The following is a 15,804-nucleotide window of genomic DNA, read 5'->3' on the forward strand; positions in this document are numbered from 1 at the left end:
GCCCCATCGAGGACCGACGCGGCTGCTACTCGGTGCGGCCCAGGAGCCGATCTGTCTCGCGCCGTTCGCGTTTGGTAGGCCGACCGGCCCCTCGGTCACGGCGCGGCATGGTCGCGAGGACCTCGCGGGGCGGTGGTGGTGGGCTGCGGTCGATGAGACACTGGGCGGCGATCGGAGCGCTGACTCGTTTGACCACGAGGCGCTCGACGATCACTATGCGCTCCACACCGCCGACACGGATGCGGACTTCATCTCCGGGTTTGACCGGTTGGGCGGGTTTGGCCGTGGCACCGTTGACACGAACGTGCCCACCTCGACAAGCCTCCGCGGCAGCGGATCTCGTCTTGAACAATCGCACCGACCACGTCCACGAGTCCACTCGGACCTGGGTCGCGATGCGCTGTTCTGCGGGTGCCACCCGCTATACGATACGGCGGGCCGTGACGATCTGGTCGGCGCGCAGCGGGGTGTAGCTGACGGGCTCACCGGACTGGACGGCGTTGAGCAGCTTGCCGTCACCGGCGTACATGCCGACGTGGCCGCCGCCGTTGGTGACGACGATATCGCCGGGCATCAGGTCTTGGAAGGCAATCGGCTTGCCGACATGCGACTGCTCGAAGCTGGTGCGGGGTAGCTCAATACCGGCCTGGCGGTAGGCCCACTGCACGAGTCCGGAGCAGTCGAAGTTGGACGGACCGGCGGCACCCCAGGAGTACATGGCGCCGACCTTGGTCTTGGCGGCGTCCAGCGCGACATTGCCTGGCGAGTTGTCGAACAGGTTCGGAAACTGCGGCGCGAAGGCGGGGGCCTGCGGCATCGCGGCGGGCGCCTGGGGCAGCGAGGCGAGAGTCTGGTTGAGCTGCTGGACCTGCTGCTCGAACTCCTGCGGCACCGGAACATCGAAGTTGCCGATACCGGGCACCGTGATGGTCGCGGCCATCGCGGGGATGGCAGGCATCGCACCGGTCGCGGCTACCGCGCCCATGACAAGGGCACCCTTGACGGAATTCGGCACGCGAGAATCCCGCTGCAAGCTGTGTTTACCCACTGAGCTGCGTCTCCGATCTTGCTGCTCTCCCGCCGATCGGGCGTGCTAACAACCGTTGCGGCCAGCACGATGTAAACCCCAGAGACATCCGTGGTTCCCGATACGACAGCCGGGAAAAGGTGGCCCCGACAGCCGTTTAGGCGGTGACTCAGTGGCGCCGTTTCTCTGACGAAGCGACTGGATTCCACTAAGTCACGAGAAGATTACGATGTCGACGCGGTGTTGTCCAGCGCACAGACCACCGTGTTTTCCACATCTACGGCAAGCGTCGCAAACGTGCTGGATGCGGCCCCGCAATCGCGACACGCCGGAAAGATAACGACGCGGTCTCGGACCGTTACCCAACCGAGAGTTGCCCGAATCGCCCATGCGCCGACCAGGATTCACGGCTCAGGATCCGCGCGGCCGGTCCTTGTCGGCCAGCGCGCGCTCGAGCTCATCGATCCGGCGCCGCGCGTCGGCGAGGCCGACCTCGAGCTGACCGAGCGCCATCACCAGCGGACCGACCGCAAGATCGGCGACCAGCTGCGGATCGTCGTACCCGCGCTCGATCGCCACCAGAATATTGGAGCGGATCCGACCTGCCACGGTCGCCCCGGCGGGCACGTTCCACGACTCGACGACCTCGGCGGTCGTGGTCGGGCTGGATTCGTCGGACATGCCGCTCCGTTCGCGCGAGAAGTTCGCCGGACGCACCCAGCGTAGAGAGTTCCGAAGCGATAGCAATAGTGATAGAGCAGTAGTGCGACAGTGATTGAGCAGTACACCGGCGCAAGCATCAGGCCCGGAGGCAGCGGCACAACATCAGGTTTCGCTAGCCATATCTAGGACACGCCGTAGATCGTCCCAGATTCGGGCCGACGCGGGCTACGGTGTTAGGGCATGGACCCCGTGCGGAATCCGTATGCTCCTGGAGCCGGACAGCGCCCGCCCGAACTAGCCGGGCGCGACAAGCAACTCAACGCCTTCGACGTCGTGCTGGAGCGCATCGCACGCGGTCGCCCCGAGCGCAGTGTCATGCTCACCGGACTCCGGGGTGTCGGAAAAACGGTGTTGCTCAACCAACTTCGCTCCGCGGCCATCTCCCGCGGTTGGGGCACCGGAAAAATCGAGGCGCGCCCGGATCAGGAGCTGCGCCGCCCGCTGTCCTCCGCGCTGCACATGGCGGTCCGCGCGATCGCGATGGCACACCGCAATCCGGAACGCGTCGACGACTTCCTGGGCATACTCAAGGCTTTCGCGCTGCGCGCCACCGCGGACAAGGGGATGCGCGAGCGCTGGCAGCCCGGCATCGATGTGCCCGCGGTCGCGGGCCGCGCCGATTCCGGCGATATCGAGATCGATCTGGTCGAGCTGCTGAAAGAGGCGGCCGGACTGGCCAGCGATATCGGTGTCGGGATCGCGATCTTCATCGACGAGATGCAGGATCTCGGGCCCGCCGATGTCTCGGCCATCTGCGGCGCCTGCCACGAATTGAGCCAGGACGCAGCGCCGCTCATCGTGGTCGGCGCAGGCCTGCCGCATCTGCCCGCCGTGCTGTCCGCGTCGAAGAGCTACTCGGAGCGGCTGTTCAGCTACCACCGCATCGATCGGCTCGACCGCGAATCGGCGGATCAGGCGCTCATCGCGCCGGCCGAGCGCGAGGAGGTGAAGTTCACCGACGAGGCGCTGGACGCGTTGTACCGCAAGGCCGATGGCTACCCGTACTTCGTGCAGGCCTATGGCAAAGCGGCGTGGGATCAGGCGCCGGAGAGCCCGATCTCGGCCGAGGATGTCGAGGTCGCCGCGCCGACGGCGGAGGAGGAACTCGCCGTCGGCTTCTTCGGTTCGCGCTATGAACGCGCCACCCCGGCCGAGCGGGAGTACATGCGCGCCATGGCCGATCTGGCCGGTGACGAGGGTCCGGTGGCCACCTCGGCGGTGGCGAGTGAGCTGGGACGCAAACCCGCGTCGCTGTCGCCCGCGCGCGACGGACTGATCAAGAAGGGCCTGATCTACTCGGCCGAGCGCGGCACCATCGGGTTCACCGTGCCGCACTTCGGCCGCTACCTCAGGAGTGTCTGACCATCGATTAGCCACGTATTCGCTTGTCTATCAAGATCATTAGAGATCGGTAGATATCGATGTAGCCGCAGGCCTACCGGTGAGTAACTAAAGTTCCTACACTCGAATGTGATTCTGATCACCGCCGAGGAGGACACCATGGCGACTCCCGCGAAAGTCGACGCCACCGAAGAACAGGCCCGCGCGCTAGTCGAGGAATCCCGCGAAACCAGCTGGGCCAAACCATCGTTCGCCAAGGAGATGTTTCTCGGCCGGTTCCGCCTCGATCTGATCCACCCGTACCCGCAGCCCTCCGCGCAGGACACCGCGCGCACCGAGGCCTACCTGGCCCGGCTGCGCCCGTTCTGCGAATCACTCGACGGCACCGTGATCGAGGCGCAGTCCAAGATCCCGGACGAGTACGTCAAGGGCCTGGCCGAACTGGGCTGCTTCGGCCTGAAGATTCCGGAATCCTATGGTGGCCAAGGCCTTTCCCAGTTCGGCTACAACCGGTCGCTGATGCTGGTCGGCTCGGCGCACCCGAGCCTCGGCGTGCTGCTCTCCGCGCACCAGTCCATCGGCGTGCCGGAGCCGCTGAAGCTGGCGGGCACCCCGGAGCAGAAGGCCGAATTCCTGCCGCGCTGCGCCGCGGGCGCGGTGAGCGCCTTCCTGCTCACCGAACCCGATGTCGGCTCGGACCCGGCCAGGATGGCGAGCACCGCGACGCCCACCGAGGACGGCGAGGCCTACGAGCTCAACGGCGTCAAGCTATGGACGACCAACGGCGTTGTCGCCGAACTGCTCGTGGTGATGGCCAAGGTACCCAAGAGCGAGGGCCACCGCGGCGGCATCTCCGCATTCGTGGTCGAGGCGGATTCGCCGGGTATCACGGTGGAGCGCCGCAATGCGTTCATGGGCCTGCGCGGCATCGAGAACGGCGTCACCAGGATGCACAACGTCCGCGTCCCCAAGCGCAACCTGATCGGCCGCGAGGGCGACGGCCTGAAGATCGCGCTCACCACATTGAACGCGGGCAGGCTCGCCATTCCGGCGCTGTGCACCGCCGCGTCGAAGTGGTCGCTGAAGATCGCCAGGGAGTGGAGTTCCCAACGCGTGCAATGGGGTCGGCCGGTCGGCGAGCACGCCGCGGTCGGCGAGAAGCTGTCCTTCATCGCCGCGACCACCTACGCACTCGAAGCGGCCCTTGATCTTTCGGCCGCCATGTGTGACGAGGGGCGCAATGACATCCGCATCGAGGCCGCGCTGGCGAAACTGTGGGCCAGCGAGATGAGCTGCACGATCGCCGACGAACTCGTGCAGATCCGCGGCGGTCGCGGCTACGAGTCGTCGGCCTCGCTCGCGGCACGCGGCGAACGTGCCGTCGGCGCCGAACAATTGGTCCGCGATCTGCGCATCAACCGCATCTTCGAGGGCTCGAGCGAGATCATGCGCCTGCTCATCGCGCGCGAGATGGCCGACGCGCACATGAAAGCCGCAGGGGCGCTTGTCGATCGCAACGCCGAGTTCAAGGACAAGGCCAAGGCGGCGGTCGGCGCGGCGGGCTCCTACGCCAAGTGGTTCCCGCAGCTCGCGGTCGGCGCGGGCACGGTACCCGGCCCGTACGCCGAATTCGGCCCGCTGGCAAAGCATCTGCGCTTCGTCGAGCGCAGCTCGCGCAAGCAGGCCAGGTCGCTGGTGTACGCGATGGCGCGCTGGCAGGCCGCGCTGGAGTACCGGCAGTGCTTCCTCGGCCGGATCGTCGATATCGGCGCCGAACTGTTCGCCATGTCGGCGGCCTGCGTGCGCGCGCAGGCGTTGCGCACCGCGGGCGCGCCGGAGGGCAGGGCCGCCGAGGAGCTGGCCGACACCTTCTGCGCACAGTCGAGCGTCCGGGTGCGCAAGCTGTTCGCGGCGCTGTGGGACAACACCGATGACGACGACCGCACGCTGACCCGCGGCATTCTCGACGGCAAGTACAAGTGGCTGGAGGAGGGCGTCTTCGATCCGAGCGAGGGCACCGGGCCGTGGATCGCCGAATGGCAGATGGGCCCGTCCAGCGAACCGAACCTGCTGCGGCCGTTCCTGCCGTCCACCCGCGTGACCACCTGACGGTGGTCACGGCGACGGGCGCTCGACTGTCTCGGTGTCAGGCGCCCGTTCGTCGTGTCCGGCCGGTCGATCAGGAAGTATGCAGGTGTATTGGAAAATCACTAGATAACCGAAGAGTTTCTATACAGTGGGTGATCTCCGTTCGATCACGGAATCTAGGGGTATCTATGGATCCCGCTCGACAGCGCGAGATACCGCAAGCGGTCCGGTCGATCATGAAGATCTAGCGGAATCTAGCGTCTGACCTACTCTTTCGTAGACGAGCCGAGCGACGGGCGATGGCCGCTCGGCAATGTCGATCACCCGCGTCGGTTGCGCAACGTGTGCATAACGCCAGGTATAGGGCGTTAACGGAGTGGAAATCATCTTCGACAACCGGGCAAGAACGCTCCGTGCATCCAGGAGAACTCATGTCCACGACCATCGCCCGCCGCGCCGCCGACTACGACGGCCACCGCGTCACGGTGTCGGCCGATGACGGCACTCCGATCTCGGTCCGGACCTTCGGCGCCGACACCGCGCCGCTCACCGTGGTTTTCGCGCACGGCCACTGCCTGCGCACCGAATCCTGGACCTTCCTGCGCGATCAGTTGCTCCGCCTGTGGGGCGCCGACACCAGGATGGTGTTCTACGACCATCGCGGCCACGGGGAATCGGGCGCCGCCCATCCGTCGACCTACACCATCGACCAGCTCGGCCACGATCTCGACGCGGTGCTGCGCGCGATCGCGCCCACCGGACCGGTCATCCTGATCGGGCATTCGATGGGCGCGATGGTCGTCCTCGCCTACGCCAGGCTGTTCCCCGAGGCCATCGGCACCCGCATCGTCGGCGTCGGGCTGATCGCGGGCGCGGCCAACGGGATCACCGAGGTGGGGCTCGGCCGCTTCCTCAACCGGTACGCGGTGAACTCGCTGCAGGTCGCGGTGCTGCGCGCGCCGCGGGTGATGCAGGCATCGAAGCGGTTGTCCCGCAGGATCTTCGAACCGATCATGCGCGAGGCCACCTTCGGCACCCGCAAGATCAACCCGAGGATGCTCGCGGTCGCGACGGCCATGCTGAACGAGACCCCGCTGCTCACCATGTCCAGCTTCCTCGCCTCGCTGATCACCTTCGACGAGACAGCGACGCTGCATCGGCTCGGCGCCATCCCCGCGCTGGTGCTGGCAGGCACGGCCGACATCGTGGTGCCCTTCGCGCACTCGGTGGTGCTCGCCTCGCAGCTGTCCGGCTCCGAACTGGTGCGCGTCGAAGGCGCGGGCCACAGCGTGATCCTGGAGCGCGCCGAGGAGGTCGCGCTGTCGATCGTCGCACTGGTCGATCGGGTCTTCACGACCATGCGCGGCGAGGGTCCCGAATACGCCGCCGCGGGCTGACAACCGGCTATCTCGACGCAAATCGCGCAGGTAGGGGGCCCAGGCGAGCCAGGAATGAATTCCTCGCGTACTGTGTTGTAGATCACGATGTGCGGTAGGTCACAAGCCCGGTACGAGCATGAGCACGGCGCAGCAAACAGGCGGACCATGAAGCCATCGCTGCCCAACGGGTTTTGTGCCCGCCTAGGAATACAGGAGGTATCGATGACACGCAGCGAAATCGCGGAACTCCGCTACGCGGTCGGCCAGCTCCGGCAGTCCATCGGCGCGTTGCGCTCGCACTACGGCGATGCCAATACAGTCCGCAGGCTGGAGAACGACCTCGAACGGCTCGTCATCGACGCCGACGAGTTCGAGCAGACGCCGCCGCCGGAGGTGCGCAGGCGCGGCAGCCAGGACACCATCTACGTGCCGGACAGCAAGTCCGACGAGGCCGCGTGGATGGGCGCGCAGGACGAGGGACTCGGCTTCCACTCGCGCCCGCGCACCAAGTAAGACCGCCCCGGGGCAACGTCGTCCCGGCGACCTCCGGAACCCAGTCGTGCATAGTGCCTGGTCCCCGGGGTTCGCCGGGACGACGGGCGTCTGCGCGTCGCACGGGAACCGAACACGCCTAGCGAAGTACGGCCGCTTTACGCGCGGTGGCGGCCGCTGCGGCGGGGACGAGCACTGTGGAAGCGGGCGCCCCTCGGAGCCACCGGCTGTTCCGCCGTGCTCGCCGACTCGAACAGCGCGGCGATGCCGTGGTCGTGGCCGAGCGCGATCGCTTCCAGCCCATAGCGGCCCTGTGTGCGCGAGAGTTCGTGCAGCATCGTCGTCATGATGCGCAGCCCGGTCGCGCCGACCGGATGACCGAGCGCGATAGCCGACCCGTTGACGTTGAGGCGCTCGCGCGGGTCGATATCCCATTCCCGCGCCAGCGCAAGCACTTCCACCGCGAACCCCTCGTTCACCTCGACCAGATCCAGATCGTCGAAGCGGAACCCGGTGCGGCCGAGCAGTTTCGCGACCGCGGGCGCGGCACCGAGCGTCGCGGTGTCCGAATCACAGCCGGCCGCGGCCCAGCCGACGAGGTAGGCCATCGGTGCCAGACCGAGCTCGTCGAGGCGATCCTCCGCGACCACCAGGCAGGCGGACGCGCCGTGGCGGTGCGCGCTCATATTCCCGGTGGTCACCACGCCATGGGCGATCAGCGGTCGCAGCGCGGCGAGCGTATGCGTCGAGACATCCTCGCGCACCCCCTCGTCGCGCATGATCCGGTGTCCCGCCGTCGTTTCCGGCGCGTACTCGGTGACACCGACCGGGATCACCTCGGCCGAGAACGTGCCCTGCCGCCAGGCTCGGGCCGCCTTGCGATGACTCGCCACGGCGAACTCGTCGGCCTCCACCCGCCGTATGCCGTAGTGGCGGGCCAGCTCCTCGGCGTTGGCCAGATCGGCGGTCCGGCCCGGATCGCTTTGAGCGAGAACGGCATCGGCCGCGCATTCGACGCCGCCCGCCACCACCACATCGGCGGCGCCGGTCTGCACCATCATCGCGGCGGTGATCACCGCCTGCAGACCGCTGCCGCAGCGGCGGTCGGTCAGGAATCCGGGCACGGCGAACGGCAGCCCGGCGCCGCGCGCGGCCAGCCTGCTGAGCGTGGGCGCGCTGGTCCTGCCGTTGTCGACACAGGCCATCGCGACATCCTCGATGCGTAACGGGTCTATCCCCGAACGGTCGATCACCGCCGAGAGGACGGTGGCGGCAAGCCATTCCGGCGGCATACCGGAGAGCGATCCCCCTTCGACACCACTCGGGGTGCGAACCGGCGCCACGATCGCGGCTCTTCTCATCTCGGTCTCCCTCCGGCCAAGACTGGTACTGATCCGCATCGGCGCACGTCAGCGGGTAGTTATTCGAGAAGAGATGACCACAGGATTGTTGCCGTCGTATGACGATCGACGACCCAAAAATACGACCCGAAGTTTCCATTTCCGGATAGCCGCTCGAATCCTGTTCTGTTTTAGTCGACTTCGAAACATTTGCGGTCGGTTCACTGCCGAGCGAAACCCGACGCGAATCCAGTTGATGTGGCGCAAATCACGGGCATTCCGACGGGTTGGGTTTGCCGGGACCCCGCTCACGCGATAGCTAGGGTGTCGTATGGTGCTCAGCATCACATCGGATTGCGGAGGCGATGACCAGCCCCGCACAGCAGATCAGCGAGGCATCCACCTGTGAGTGCCGCACCGACCGTCACCCCGGAAACGGGGACCGGCGTTTTCAGCAAGACCAGGGCCCGAATCACCGAACGCACGTTGCGCACCGATCGCTGGTGGGTGCCACCACTCATCACCGTGGTCGGCCTGGCCGCGTTCGTCATCTACGCGACCATCAGAGCCTATGTGCGAACGGCATATTGGGTAGACGACTATCACTATCTGACGCCGTTCTATTCGCCATGCGTGAGTACCTCGTGCGTCGAGGGCGCGCGGCACTTCGGCGCCTGGTTCGGCGAACTGCCGAAGATCCTCCCGCTCGGCTTCCTCGTGCTGCCGTTCCTGCTCGGGTTCCGGTTGACCTGCTACTACTACCGCAAGGCCTACTACCGCGCGGTGTGGTTCTCCCCGCCGGCCTGCGCCGTCGCCGAACCGCACGCCAAGTACACCGGTGAGACGCGGCTGCCGCTGATCATCCAGAACGTGCACCGCTACTTCTTCTACGTCGCGGTCATCGTCTCGCTGATCAACACCTACGACGCGATCATCGCCTTCCACGGCAAGACCGGCGGATTCGGTTTCGGCCTCGGCAATCTCGTCCTGCTCGGCAACGTCATCCTGCTGTGGGCCTACACACTGTCCTGCCACTCGTGCAGGCATATCGCGGGCGGACGGCTCAAGCACTTCTCCGCGCATCCGGTGCGGTACTGGTTCTGGACCCAGGTCTCCAAGCTCAACACCCGCCACATGGCGCTGGCCTGGACCACACTCGGCACCCTCGTGCTCACCGACTTCTACGTGATGTTGGTTGCCAGCGACACCATCAAGGACCTGCGGTTCATCAACTGACCGCACACTAAACCTCAGGAGTATTCGCGGCCATGCCAGAAGTGGAACGGCACAAGTACGACGTCGTCGTGATCGGTGCCGGTGGCGCCGGATTGCGGGCGGTGATCGAGGCCAGGGAACACGGGCTTTCCGTCGCGGTGGTGTGCAAGTCGCTGTTCGGCAAAGCACACACCGTGATGGCCGAGGGCGGTTGCGCCGCCTCGATGGGCAATGCCAACGAAAAGGACAACTGGCAAACCCATTTCAAGGACACCATGCGTGGTGGCAAGTTCCTCAACAACTGGCGGATGGCCGAACTGCACGCGCAGGAGGCGCCCGATCGGGTGTGGGAGCTGGAAACCTATGGGGCGCTGTTCGATCGGACCGCGGACGGGCGAATCAGCCAGCGCAACTTCGGCGGTCACACCTACCCGCGGCTCGCGCACGTCGGCGACCGCACCGGGCTGGAGATCATTCGCACCATGCAGCAGAAGATCGTCTCGCTGCAGCAGGAGGACTTCGCGGAAACCGGCGACTACGAATCGCGCATCAAGGTTTTCGCCGAATGCACCATCACCGAACTGCTCAAGGACGGCGACCGGATCTCCGGCGCGTTCGGCTACTGGCGCGAATCGGGGCGGTTCATCCTCTTCGAAACGCCCGCCGTGGTGCTGGCGACGGGCGGCATCGGCAAGTCCTACAAGGTGACCTCCAACTCGTGGGAGTACACCGGCGACGGGCACGCGCTCGCGCTGCGCGCCGGGGCGACGCTGATCAATATGGAATTCCTGCAGTTCCATCCCACCGGCATGGTGTGGCCGCCCAGCGTGAAGGGCATCCTGGTCACCGAAGGTGTGCGCGGTGACGGCGGCGTCCTCAAGAACACCGAGGGCAAGCGGTTCATGTTCGATTACATCCCGCCGGTGTTCAAGGGCCAGTACGCCGAAACCGAGGCCGAGGCCGATCAGTGGTTGCGCGACAACGACTCCGCGCGCCGCACCCCCGACCTGCTGCCGCGCGACGAAGTCGCCAGGGCGATCAACGAGGAGGTCAAGGCCGGGCGCGGCACACCACACGGCGGCGTCTACCTCGATATCGCCTCGCGGATGCCCGCCGAGGAGATCGTGCGGCGGCTGCCGTCCATGCACCACCAGTTCAAAGAGCTCGCGGACGTAGACATCACGAAGGAGCCGATGGAAGTCGGTCCGACCTGCCACTACGTGATGGGCGGCGTCGAGGTCGATCCCGATACCGGCGCGGCCACCGTGCCCGGATTGTTCGCCGCCGGTGAGTGTTCCGGCGGTATGCACGGCTCGAACCGGCTCGGCGGCAACTCGCTGTCGGATCTGCTGGTGTTCGGCCGCCGGGCCGGGCTCGGCGCGTCCGCCTATGTCGAGGGTCTCGCTGCCCGGCCGTCGGTCTCCGACGCCGATGTCGCCGCGGCCGCGAAGGTCGCACTCGCGCCGTTCGATCCGCCCGCCGAGGGCGCGGGCGAGAACCCGTACACCCTGCACACCGATCTGCAGCAGGCGATGAACGATCTGGTCGGCATCATCCGCAAGGAGCAGGAGGTCCGCGAGGCGCTGACCAAGCTCGCGGAGCTGCGGACCCGCTTCGCGCAGGTGATCGTCGAGGGACATCGGCAGTTCAATCCGGGCTGGCACCTCGCGCTCGATCTGCAGAACATGCTGCTGGTCAGCGAATGCGTGGCCGAAGCGGCGTTGCAGCGTACCGAAAGTCGCGGCGGGCACACCCGCGACGATCACCCGTCGATGAATCCCGACTGGCGCAACAGGTTGCTCGTCTGCGCGATCGATCCGGGCACCGCGGGCCAGACCATCCCCGCCGTCACTGTGACGCCGAAGGATCAGACCCCGATGCGGCCGGAACTGCTCGCCCTGTTCGATCTCGGCGAGCTCGAAAAGTACTACACCCCAGCCGAACTCGCCGGACATCCGGCGACGGCCGGGAAAACGACCGAGGGAGAGGCGTAGCCATGGGTTACGACGCCAAATTCCGGGTGTGGCGCGGCGACCTCGACGGCGGCGAACTGCACGACTTCACCGTCCTGGTGAACGAGGGTGAGGTGGTGCTCGACATCATCCACCGGCTGCAGGCCACGCAGGCGCCGGATCTCGCGGTGCGGTGGAACTGCAAGGCGGGCAAGTGCGGATCCTGCTCCGCGGAGGTGAACGGGCGGCCGCGGCTGCTCTGCATGACGCGCATGTCGACGTTCACCGAGGCCGAGGTGATCACGGTGACCCCGATGCGCACCTTCCCGGTGGTCAAGGATCTGGTTACCGATGTGTCCTTCAATTACCAGAAGGCGCGCGAGATTCCGTCGTTCACGCCACCGGCCGATCTGAAGCCGGGGGACTACCGGATGCAGCAGATCGATGTGGAGCGCTCGCAGGAGTTCCGCAAGTGCATCGAATGTTTCCTGTGCCAGAACACCTGTCACGTGGTGCGCGATCACGAGGAGAACAAGCAGTCCTTCGCCGGGCCGCGGTTCCTCATGCGCATCGCCGAACTGGAGATGCATCCGCTCGACGTCGCGGACCGGCGCGAGATGGCGCAGGACGAGCACGGCCTCGGCTACTGCAACATCACCAAGTGCTGCACCGAGGTCTGCCCGGAACACATCAAGATCACCGACAACGCGCTGATCCCGCTCAAGGAGCGGGTGGCCGATACCAAGTACGACCCGCTGGTCTGGCTGGGCAACAAGCTCTTCCGTCGCTGACCCGACAACCGGCCGGGGATTGCTCCCGGCCGGTCCGGCGCACCCGCCTTATATTGTCGCGACCACACCGACGGCGACCAGCCACACCAGCGCACCGACGAGTAAGGCCGACAGCACGGAGCTGGTGAGTACGAAGACGCCCACCGATGACACCGCGAAGAGCAACACGACGATCAGCCATTCCACCCAATCGCCGGGCCCCAGCTTCCGATACCGGGGACGCGAATTCTTGATCCCACGGTCCACAAGGTATGTCTACCCCTGTTCGTCCACGGCAAACCCCAACCTGTGGCCGAATCTGTTCCATTTCGTGATCATCCGCTCGCGGTTGGTCACTGCAGGTCGCTGGAGCTCAGCCATTGGCGACAGCTACTTGGGCCGATCGAACTCCCCGTCACGCGCACCGGCGGTGAAGGCCGTCCACTCACCCGGAGTAAAGATCAGCACCGGACCGTCTGGCTGCCTACTGTCCCGCAGCGCGACGTGTCCCTCCGCCAGCATCGCGACCTCGACGCCGTCTTCCGTTGGATCATCGCTGGCACGGAGCCAGGTCGCACCGGACAGACTCACCTTCGCACCCTCGTTGACGCTCACGATATGAACTCCTTCGACAGGGTCTAGAGCTGTCAGCCTAGATCATCGATCAGCTGCGAAAACTGTTACTCGACTTGCTGATTCACCTCAGCTGTCAGCGTCGATATGCTGGTCGCTGATCCGGCTGCGATCGGCCGCGCGCAGATCGACCTGGGCCGCCGCCGCCTTTACCTTGTTCCGCCGCAGCTTCGAGGCTGTGCTGGCTGAAAGCTCGATACCGGCGCCGCCCTGGGCACTGACCGCCGAACCGGTGATCGAAGAACGATCCTTCGCGGAGATCTTGACGGTGGTGCGATTGCGTACCGCTCGATTTCGCTCGATCCGCCAGGCAAGTGCACAAATTGACGCCGTCATCACGGTTAACACCGCTGACCCGACCACAATCCACCGCCAGTCACTGAACGACGTGACCTTGTTGACCACCACGCTCGCGAGGATGGTGAGCAGGTTCAGCGCGGCAGCTGCCGCCGCGGTGGTTCGAAGATTCATCGGTCCATCCCGGTGTTCAGCGGGTTGATAAGTGCCAAAATACTGTGCAAAGGGGTCCTCTGACGGAGGGTTGCACGGATCGTGGCCTGGGTGGGGAGCTTCACCGATCGCGACGAGATCTTGTCTGCGTTCGAACGGTTCGTCGGGTCGGACCGTCAGATCTTCATGCTGTGGGGCGTCGCGGGGATGGGCAAGTCTCGGTTGATCTCTGAGCTGGCGACACGGGTTCCCGACGGACGTGGCTTCATAATCGACCTGTCGTCAGTGATCGCGACCGATCACATCGACAGACCACAGGGCCCGGCGGGTGAACTATTGGCCCAGATCGCTGGGGCCATGGCCGGGTGGGCGCAATCCCACCGATTGGAGCGGCAATATACCGAAGCTGCATCAAAGGCCGTAGACCTTCTGCGATCAAGCGACGTTCAAATACTCCTGCAGGCCAAGGGGCACAGTGCAATCACCGGTAACCAGACGCAGGTGATCGCTGGGCCAAGTCCCGAGGCATTCACCGCCTATCGTCGGCAACTGGTTTCCGCTCTGGTTGATGTTGCCCGCCAGGTAACGCACCCAGGAATGCTCCTGATTGACACCAGCGAATTGCTCTTCCTGCTGGATGACGTTGCACGGGAGCGGATTTCGCATCAACCGCCGCTCAGCCACTGGTTCACTCATGCCGTACTCCTCAGGCTGACCAGTTGTAATCCGCACATCAAGCTGGTGATTGCGGGCCGGGACAAACCACCACAATCTCTAGGGATCGAGGCCGAAGTGTTCGAACTGACCCACTGGGAATCAGCACACACGGTCGAATTCCTTCGCTCGTGCGGAATTACCGATCAGGCGTTGGTGGCTGAGGCGCACCGCCTATGCCACGGAATGCCGATGTGGCTGGCGCTGCTCGCCGAATGGAACGGCGAGTTGGAGCGGCAGGGCACGGCTCTCACTCCCGAACTGTTGCGCCGCGAAGCGGCAGGGCGCCCGGTAGAGAACTGGCTGACCGAAACCTTCCTCGAGCGCTTATCGCCTGCTCAGGAGAAGGCCTTGAGAGCGGCCGTAGTACCGCGACAACTGACCGAAGAGCTGCTATCGGAACTTGTTTCCGGAGATGACCTTCCGCACGACTGGTTCAGTCGATTCAGGCGTCATTCATTCGTTCAGAGCACCAACGGCAAGCTGCAGATTCACGCACTGATCAGGCAAGCTGTCCTGTCGGAACTCGAACAGCGAGCGCCACGCCAGCTCATCCGCCTGCACCGCATGGCCGCCGAATACTTCAATGAAATAGGCCAGCCACTGGAGGAGGCATACCATCGGTTCGCGATTGGCGATACACGCCAAGCCGAATGGTGGGCAACCCAGACCGAGAAGGCGATCTTGAGCCAGGATTCCGGTACGGCGCAGCTTCATCTTGCGCTGGTCGCCGAACAAGATACGAGACTCGCGGCGATCGGCATGGACCAACTGCTGGCACGCGCAGCCTATCTAGCCGGACGGCTCGCCTTCTCTCGGACTCGTTGGGAGGAAGCCACCCGGTTCTTCGAAGACGCCAAGAACAGGTTCGAGGGGCTGGGCGACAAAAAGGGAGTAGCTGACACACTGTTGGCCATCCTGACCGCGGCGTCCACCCACGGAGATCGCCGTACAGTCGCAGAGAACGCGCAGATAGCCCTCGACCTTTATCGGCAGCTCGGTCTCCCGGCAGGTGAGAGTGATGCATTGTCCTCAATGGCGTGGGATCATATTCGATCCGGCGACTTCGATCGAGCTGGCGTGCTCGCCGCCGCAGCCGAGCGAGCAGCTATTGACGCTGGGGCCGCTCATCTTCGCGCTGAAGCGGTGCGAGCCCTGAGCTGGGCGCAGCGACTCGGCGGCGATCTCGACAACGCGGAGTCATCAGCCCGCAGAGCTCTGGAGCTCTACAAGTCGAACCACAATCCGCGCGGGCAAGTCAATGCGATGGTCGCACTGCAGGAAGTTCTACTGGAACGCAAAGCTTTTCGTGCGGCTGAGCCCATCGCGCATGAACATCTGATGCTGGCCGAACGAATCGGCTATGAAGACGGACAAGTGACAGCTCTGTTTATGCGTGCGGCAATCACCCACGGCAAAGGGCTGCCCGAACTTGCGGTTACGCAGGCAAGCGAAGCATTGACACTCGCGACCGAGACCGGAATACCGCTGTGGCAGGGACGATCTCTGATGGTCCGGGCCAAAGCACTCGCTGACCTGGGTCGATTGAATGAAGCGACCAGAGACGCGGACCATGCCCGGTCGGTGTTCGATCGTGTTCCGGACCAGTCGGGTGCCACCGCAGCAACACGGTTCTTGGGAAAGATCGCTGAAATGCGGGCGAACACGACAAGCGAGTGA

Annotated in this window: 15 protein-coding genes; 8 read left to right on the forward strand and 7 right to left on the reverse strand. The window is 65.1% G+C overall.

All coding sequences use genetic code 11. The annotated features are described in order from the left end of the window. Positions 1–25: 25 nt before the first annotated feature. The 3 genes from ACIG5A_RS23455 to ACIG5A_RS23465 form a co-directional block, all read right to left on the reverse strand. Positions 26–418 carry an RNA-binding S4 domain-containing protein gene (locus ACIG5A_RS23455; RefSeq protein WP_397243351.1) on the reverse strand — a complete coding sequence of 131 codons (393 nt, stop codon included), beginning with the start codon at positions 416–418 and terminating at the stop codon, positions 26–28. A gap of 3 nt (positions 419–421) precedes the next feature. Continuing rightward, positions 422–1,015, reverse strand: a complete 594-nt coding sequence (locus ACIG5A_RS23460) for a C40 family peptidase (protein ID WP_397243353.1) — start codon at positions 1,013–1,015, stop codon at positions 422–424. Positions 1,016–1,438: 423 nt separating this feature from the next. After that, positions 1,439–1,708, reverse strand: coding sequence for a hypothetical protein (locus tag ACIG5A_RS23465; protein WP_397243355.1), 270 nt, complete (start codon positions 1,706–1,708; stop codon positions 1,439–1,441). A 222-nt stretch (positions 1,709–1,930) separates the two neighbouring features. Between ACIG5A_RS23465 and ACIG5A_RS23470 the strand changes: the two genes are divergently transcribed. The 4 genes from ACIG5A_RS23470 (at position 1,931) to ACIG5A_RS23485 (ending at position 7,071) form a co-directional block, all read left to right on the forward strand. Further along, positions 1,931–3,112 (forward strand): AAA family ATPase, encoded by a 1,182-nt coding sequence (locus ACIG5A_RS23470; protein ID WP_397243357.1) that lies wholly within the window; start codon positions 1,931–1,933, stop codon positions 3,110–3,112. A 138-nt stretch (positions 3,113–3,250) separates the two neighbouring features. Then, complete coding sequence (locus tag ACIG5A_RS23475) at positions 3,251–5,200, forward strand: acyl-CoA dehydrogenase family protein (RefSeq protein ID WP_397243968.1); 1,950 nt, start codon at positions 3,251–3,253, stop codon at positions 5,198–5,200. A 410-nt stretch (positions 5,201–5,610) separates the two neighbouring features. After that, a complete protein-coding gene (locus tag ACIG5A_RS23480; protein WP_397243359.1) occupies positions 5,611–6,576 on the forward strand; it encodes an alpha/beta fold hydrolase in 966 nt (321 codons plus the stop codon). Positions 6,577–6,780: 204 nt separating this feature from the next. After that, on the forward strand, positions 6,781–7,071 hold the full coding sequence (locus tag ACIG5A_RS23485) for a hypothetical protein (protein WP_397243361.1): 291 nt from the start codon (positions 6,781–6,783) through the stop codon (positions 7,069–7,071). Between the two features lie 137 nt (positions 7,072–7,208). Here the strand turns inward: ACIG5A_RS23485 and ACIG5A_RS23490 are convergent, their stop codons facing one another. Beyond that, the gene (locus ACIG5A_RS23490) at positions 7,209–8,411 is read right to left on the reverse strand and encodes an acetyl-CoA C-acyltransferase (RefSeq protein ID WP_397243363.1); all 1,203 of its coding nucleotides are present in this window, start codon (positions 8,409–8,411) and stop codon (positions 7,209–7,211) included. Between the two features lie 384 nt (positions 8,412–8,795). On the opposite strand from ACIG5A_RS23490, the gene ACIG5A_RS23495 reads away from it, so the two are divergent. Genes ACIG5A_RS23495 through ACIG5A_RS23505 form a run of 3 tightly spaced genes read left to right on the forward strand, consistent with a single transcriptional unit; the run spans position 8,796 to position 12,348 of the window. After that, on the forward strand, positions 8,796–9,626 hold the full coding sequence (locus ACIG5A_RS23495; RefSeq protein WP_397243365.1) for a hypothetical protein: 831 nt from the start codon (positions 8,796–8,798) through the stop codon (positions 9,624–9,626). Between the two features lie 32 nt (positions 9,627–9,658). Beyond that, positions 9,659–11,599, forward strand: a complete 1,941-nt coding sequence (locus ACIG5A_RS23500; RefSeq protein ID WP_397243367.1) for a fumarate reductase/succinate dehydrogenase flavoprotein subunit — start codon at positions 9,659–9,661, stop codon at positions 11,597–11,599. A gap of 2 nt (positions 11,600–11,601) precedes the next feature. After that, positions 11,602–12,348 carry a succinate dehydrogenase/fumarate reductase iron-sulfur subunit gene (locus tag ACIG5A_RS23505; protein WP_397243369.1) on the forward strand — a complete coding sequence of 249 codons (747 nt, stop codon included), beginning with the start codon at positions 11,602–11,604 and terminating at the stop codon, positions 12,346–12,348. A 48-nt stretch (positions 12,349–12,396) separates the two neighbouring features. Here ACIG5A_RS23505 and ACIG5A_RS23510 read toward each other — a convergent pair whose 3' ends face one another. The 3 genes from ACIG5A_RS23510 to ACIG5A_RS23520 all read right to left on the reverse strand — a co-directional run bounded on the left by ACIG5A_RS23510 (position 12,397) and on the right by ACIG5A_RS23520 (position 13,431). Then, entirely contained in the window at positions 12,397–12,594 is a 198-nt protein-coding gene (locus tag ACIG5A_RS23510; RefSeq protein WP_397243371.1) for a hypothetical protein, read from the reverse strand. Between the two features lie 123 nt (positions 12,595–12,717). After that, positions 12,718–12,942 (reverse strand): DUF397 domain-containing protein, encoded by a 225-nt coding sequence (locus ACIG5A_RS23515; RefSeq protein WP_397243373.1) that lies wholly within the window; start codon positions 12,940–12,942, stop codon positions 12,718–12,720. A gap of 87 nt (positions 12,943–13,029) precedes the next feature. Then, a complete protein-coding gene (locus tag ACIG5A_RS23520; RefSeq protein ID WP_397243375.1) occupies positions 13,030–13,431 on the reverse strand; it encodes a hypothetical protein in 402 nt (133 codons plus the stop codon). Positions 13,432–13,521: 90 nt separating this feature from the next. Between ACIG5A_RS23520 and ACIG5A_RS23525 the strand changes: the two genes are divergently transcribed. Further along, complete coding sequence (locus ACIG5A_RS23525; protein ID WP_397243377.1) at positions 13,522–15,804, forward strand: hypothetical protein; 2,283 nt, start codon at positions 13,522–13,524, stop codon at positions 15,802–15,804.

It is taken from the genome of Nocardia sp. NPDC052566, from assembly GCF_044547285.1.
In the GTDB taxonomy this organism is placed as follows: Bacteria; Actinomycetota; Actinomycetes; order Mycobacteriales; family Mycobacteriaceae; genus Nocardia.

Bases quoted from the DNA above. Each gene is read 5' to 3' on its own strand.
- ACIG5A_RS23490 (WP_397243363.1), bottom strand. From the start codon at position 8,411: ATGAGAAGAGCCGCGATCGTGGCGCCGGTTCGCACCCCGAGTGGTGTC.
- ACIG5A_RS23505 (WP_397243369.1), top strand. From the start codon at position 11,602: ATGGGTTACGACGCCAAATTCCGGGTGTGGCGCGGCGACCTCGACGGC.
- ACIG5A_RS23500 (WP_397243367.1), top strand. From the start codon at position 9,659: ATGCCAGAAGTGGAACGGCACAAGTACGACGTCGTCGTGATCGGTGCC.
- ACIG5A_RS23480 (WP_397243359.1), top strand. From the start codon at position 5,611: ATGTCCACGACCATCGCCCGCCGCGCCGCCGACTACGACGGCCACCGC.
- ACIG5A_RS23520 (WP_397243375.1), bottom strand. From the start codon at position 13,431: ATGAATCTTCGAACCACCGCGGCGGCAGCTGCCGCGCTGAACCTGCTC.
- ACIG5A_RS23485 (WP_397243361.1), top strand. From the start codon at position 6,781: ATGACACGCAGCGAAATCGCGGAACTCCGCTACGCGGTCGGCCAGCTC.
- ACIG5A_RS23465 (WP_397243355.1), bottom strand. From the start codon at position 1,708: ATGTCCGACGAATCCAGCCCGACCACGACCGCCGAGGTCGTCGAGTCG.
- ACIG5A_RS23470 (WP_397243357.1), top strand. From the start codon at position 1,931: ATGGACCCCGTGCGGAATCCGTATGCTCCTGGAGCCGGACAGCGCCCG.
- ACIG5A_RS23475 (WP_397243968.1), top strand. From the start codon at position 3,251: ATGGCGACTCCCGCGAAAGTCGACGCCACCGAAGAACAGGCCCGCGCG.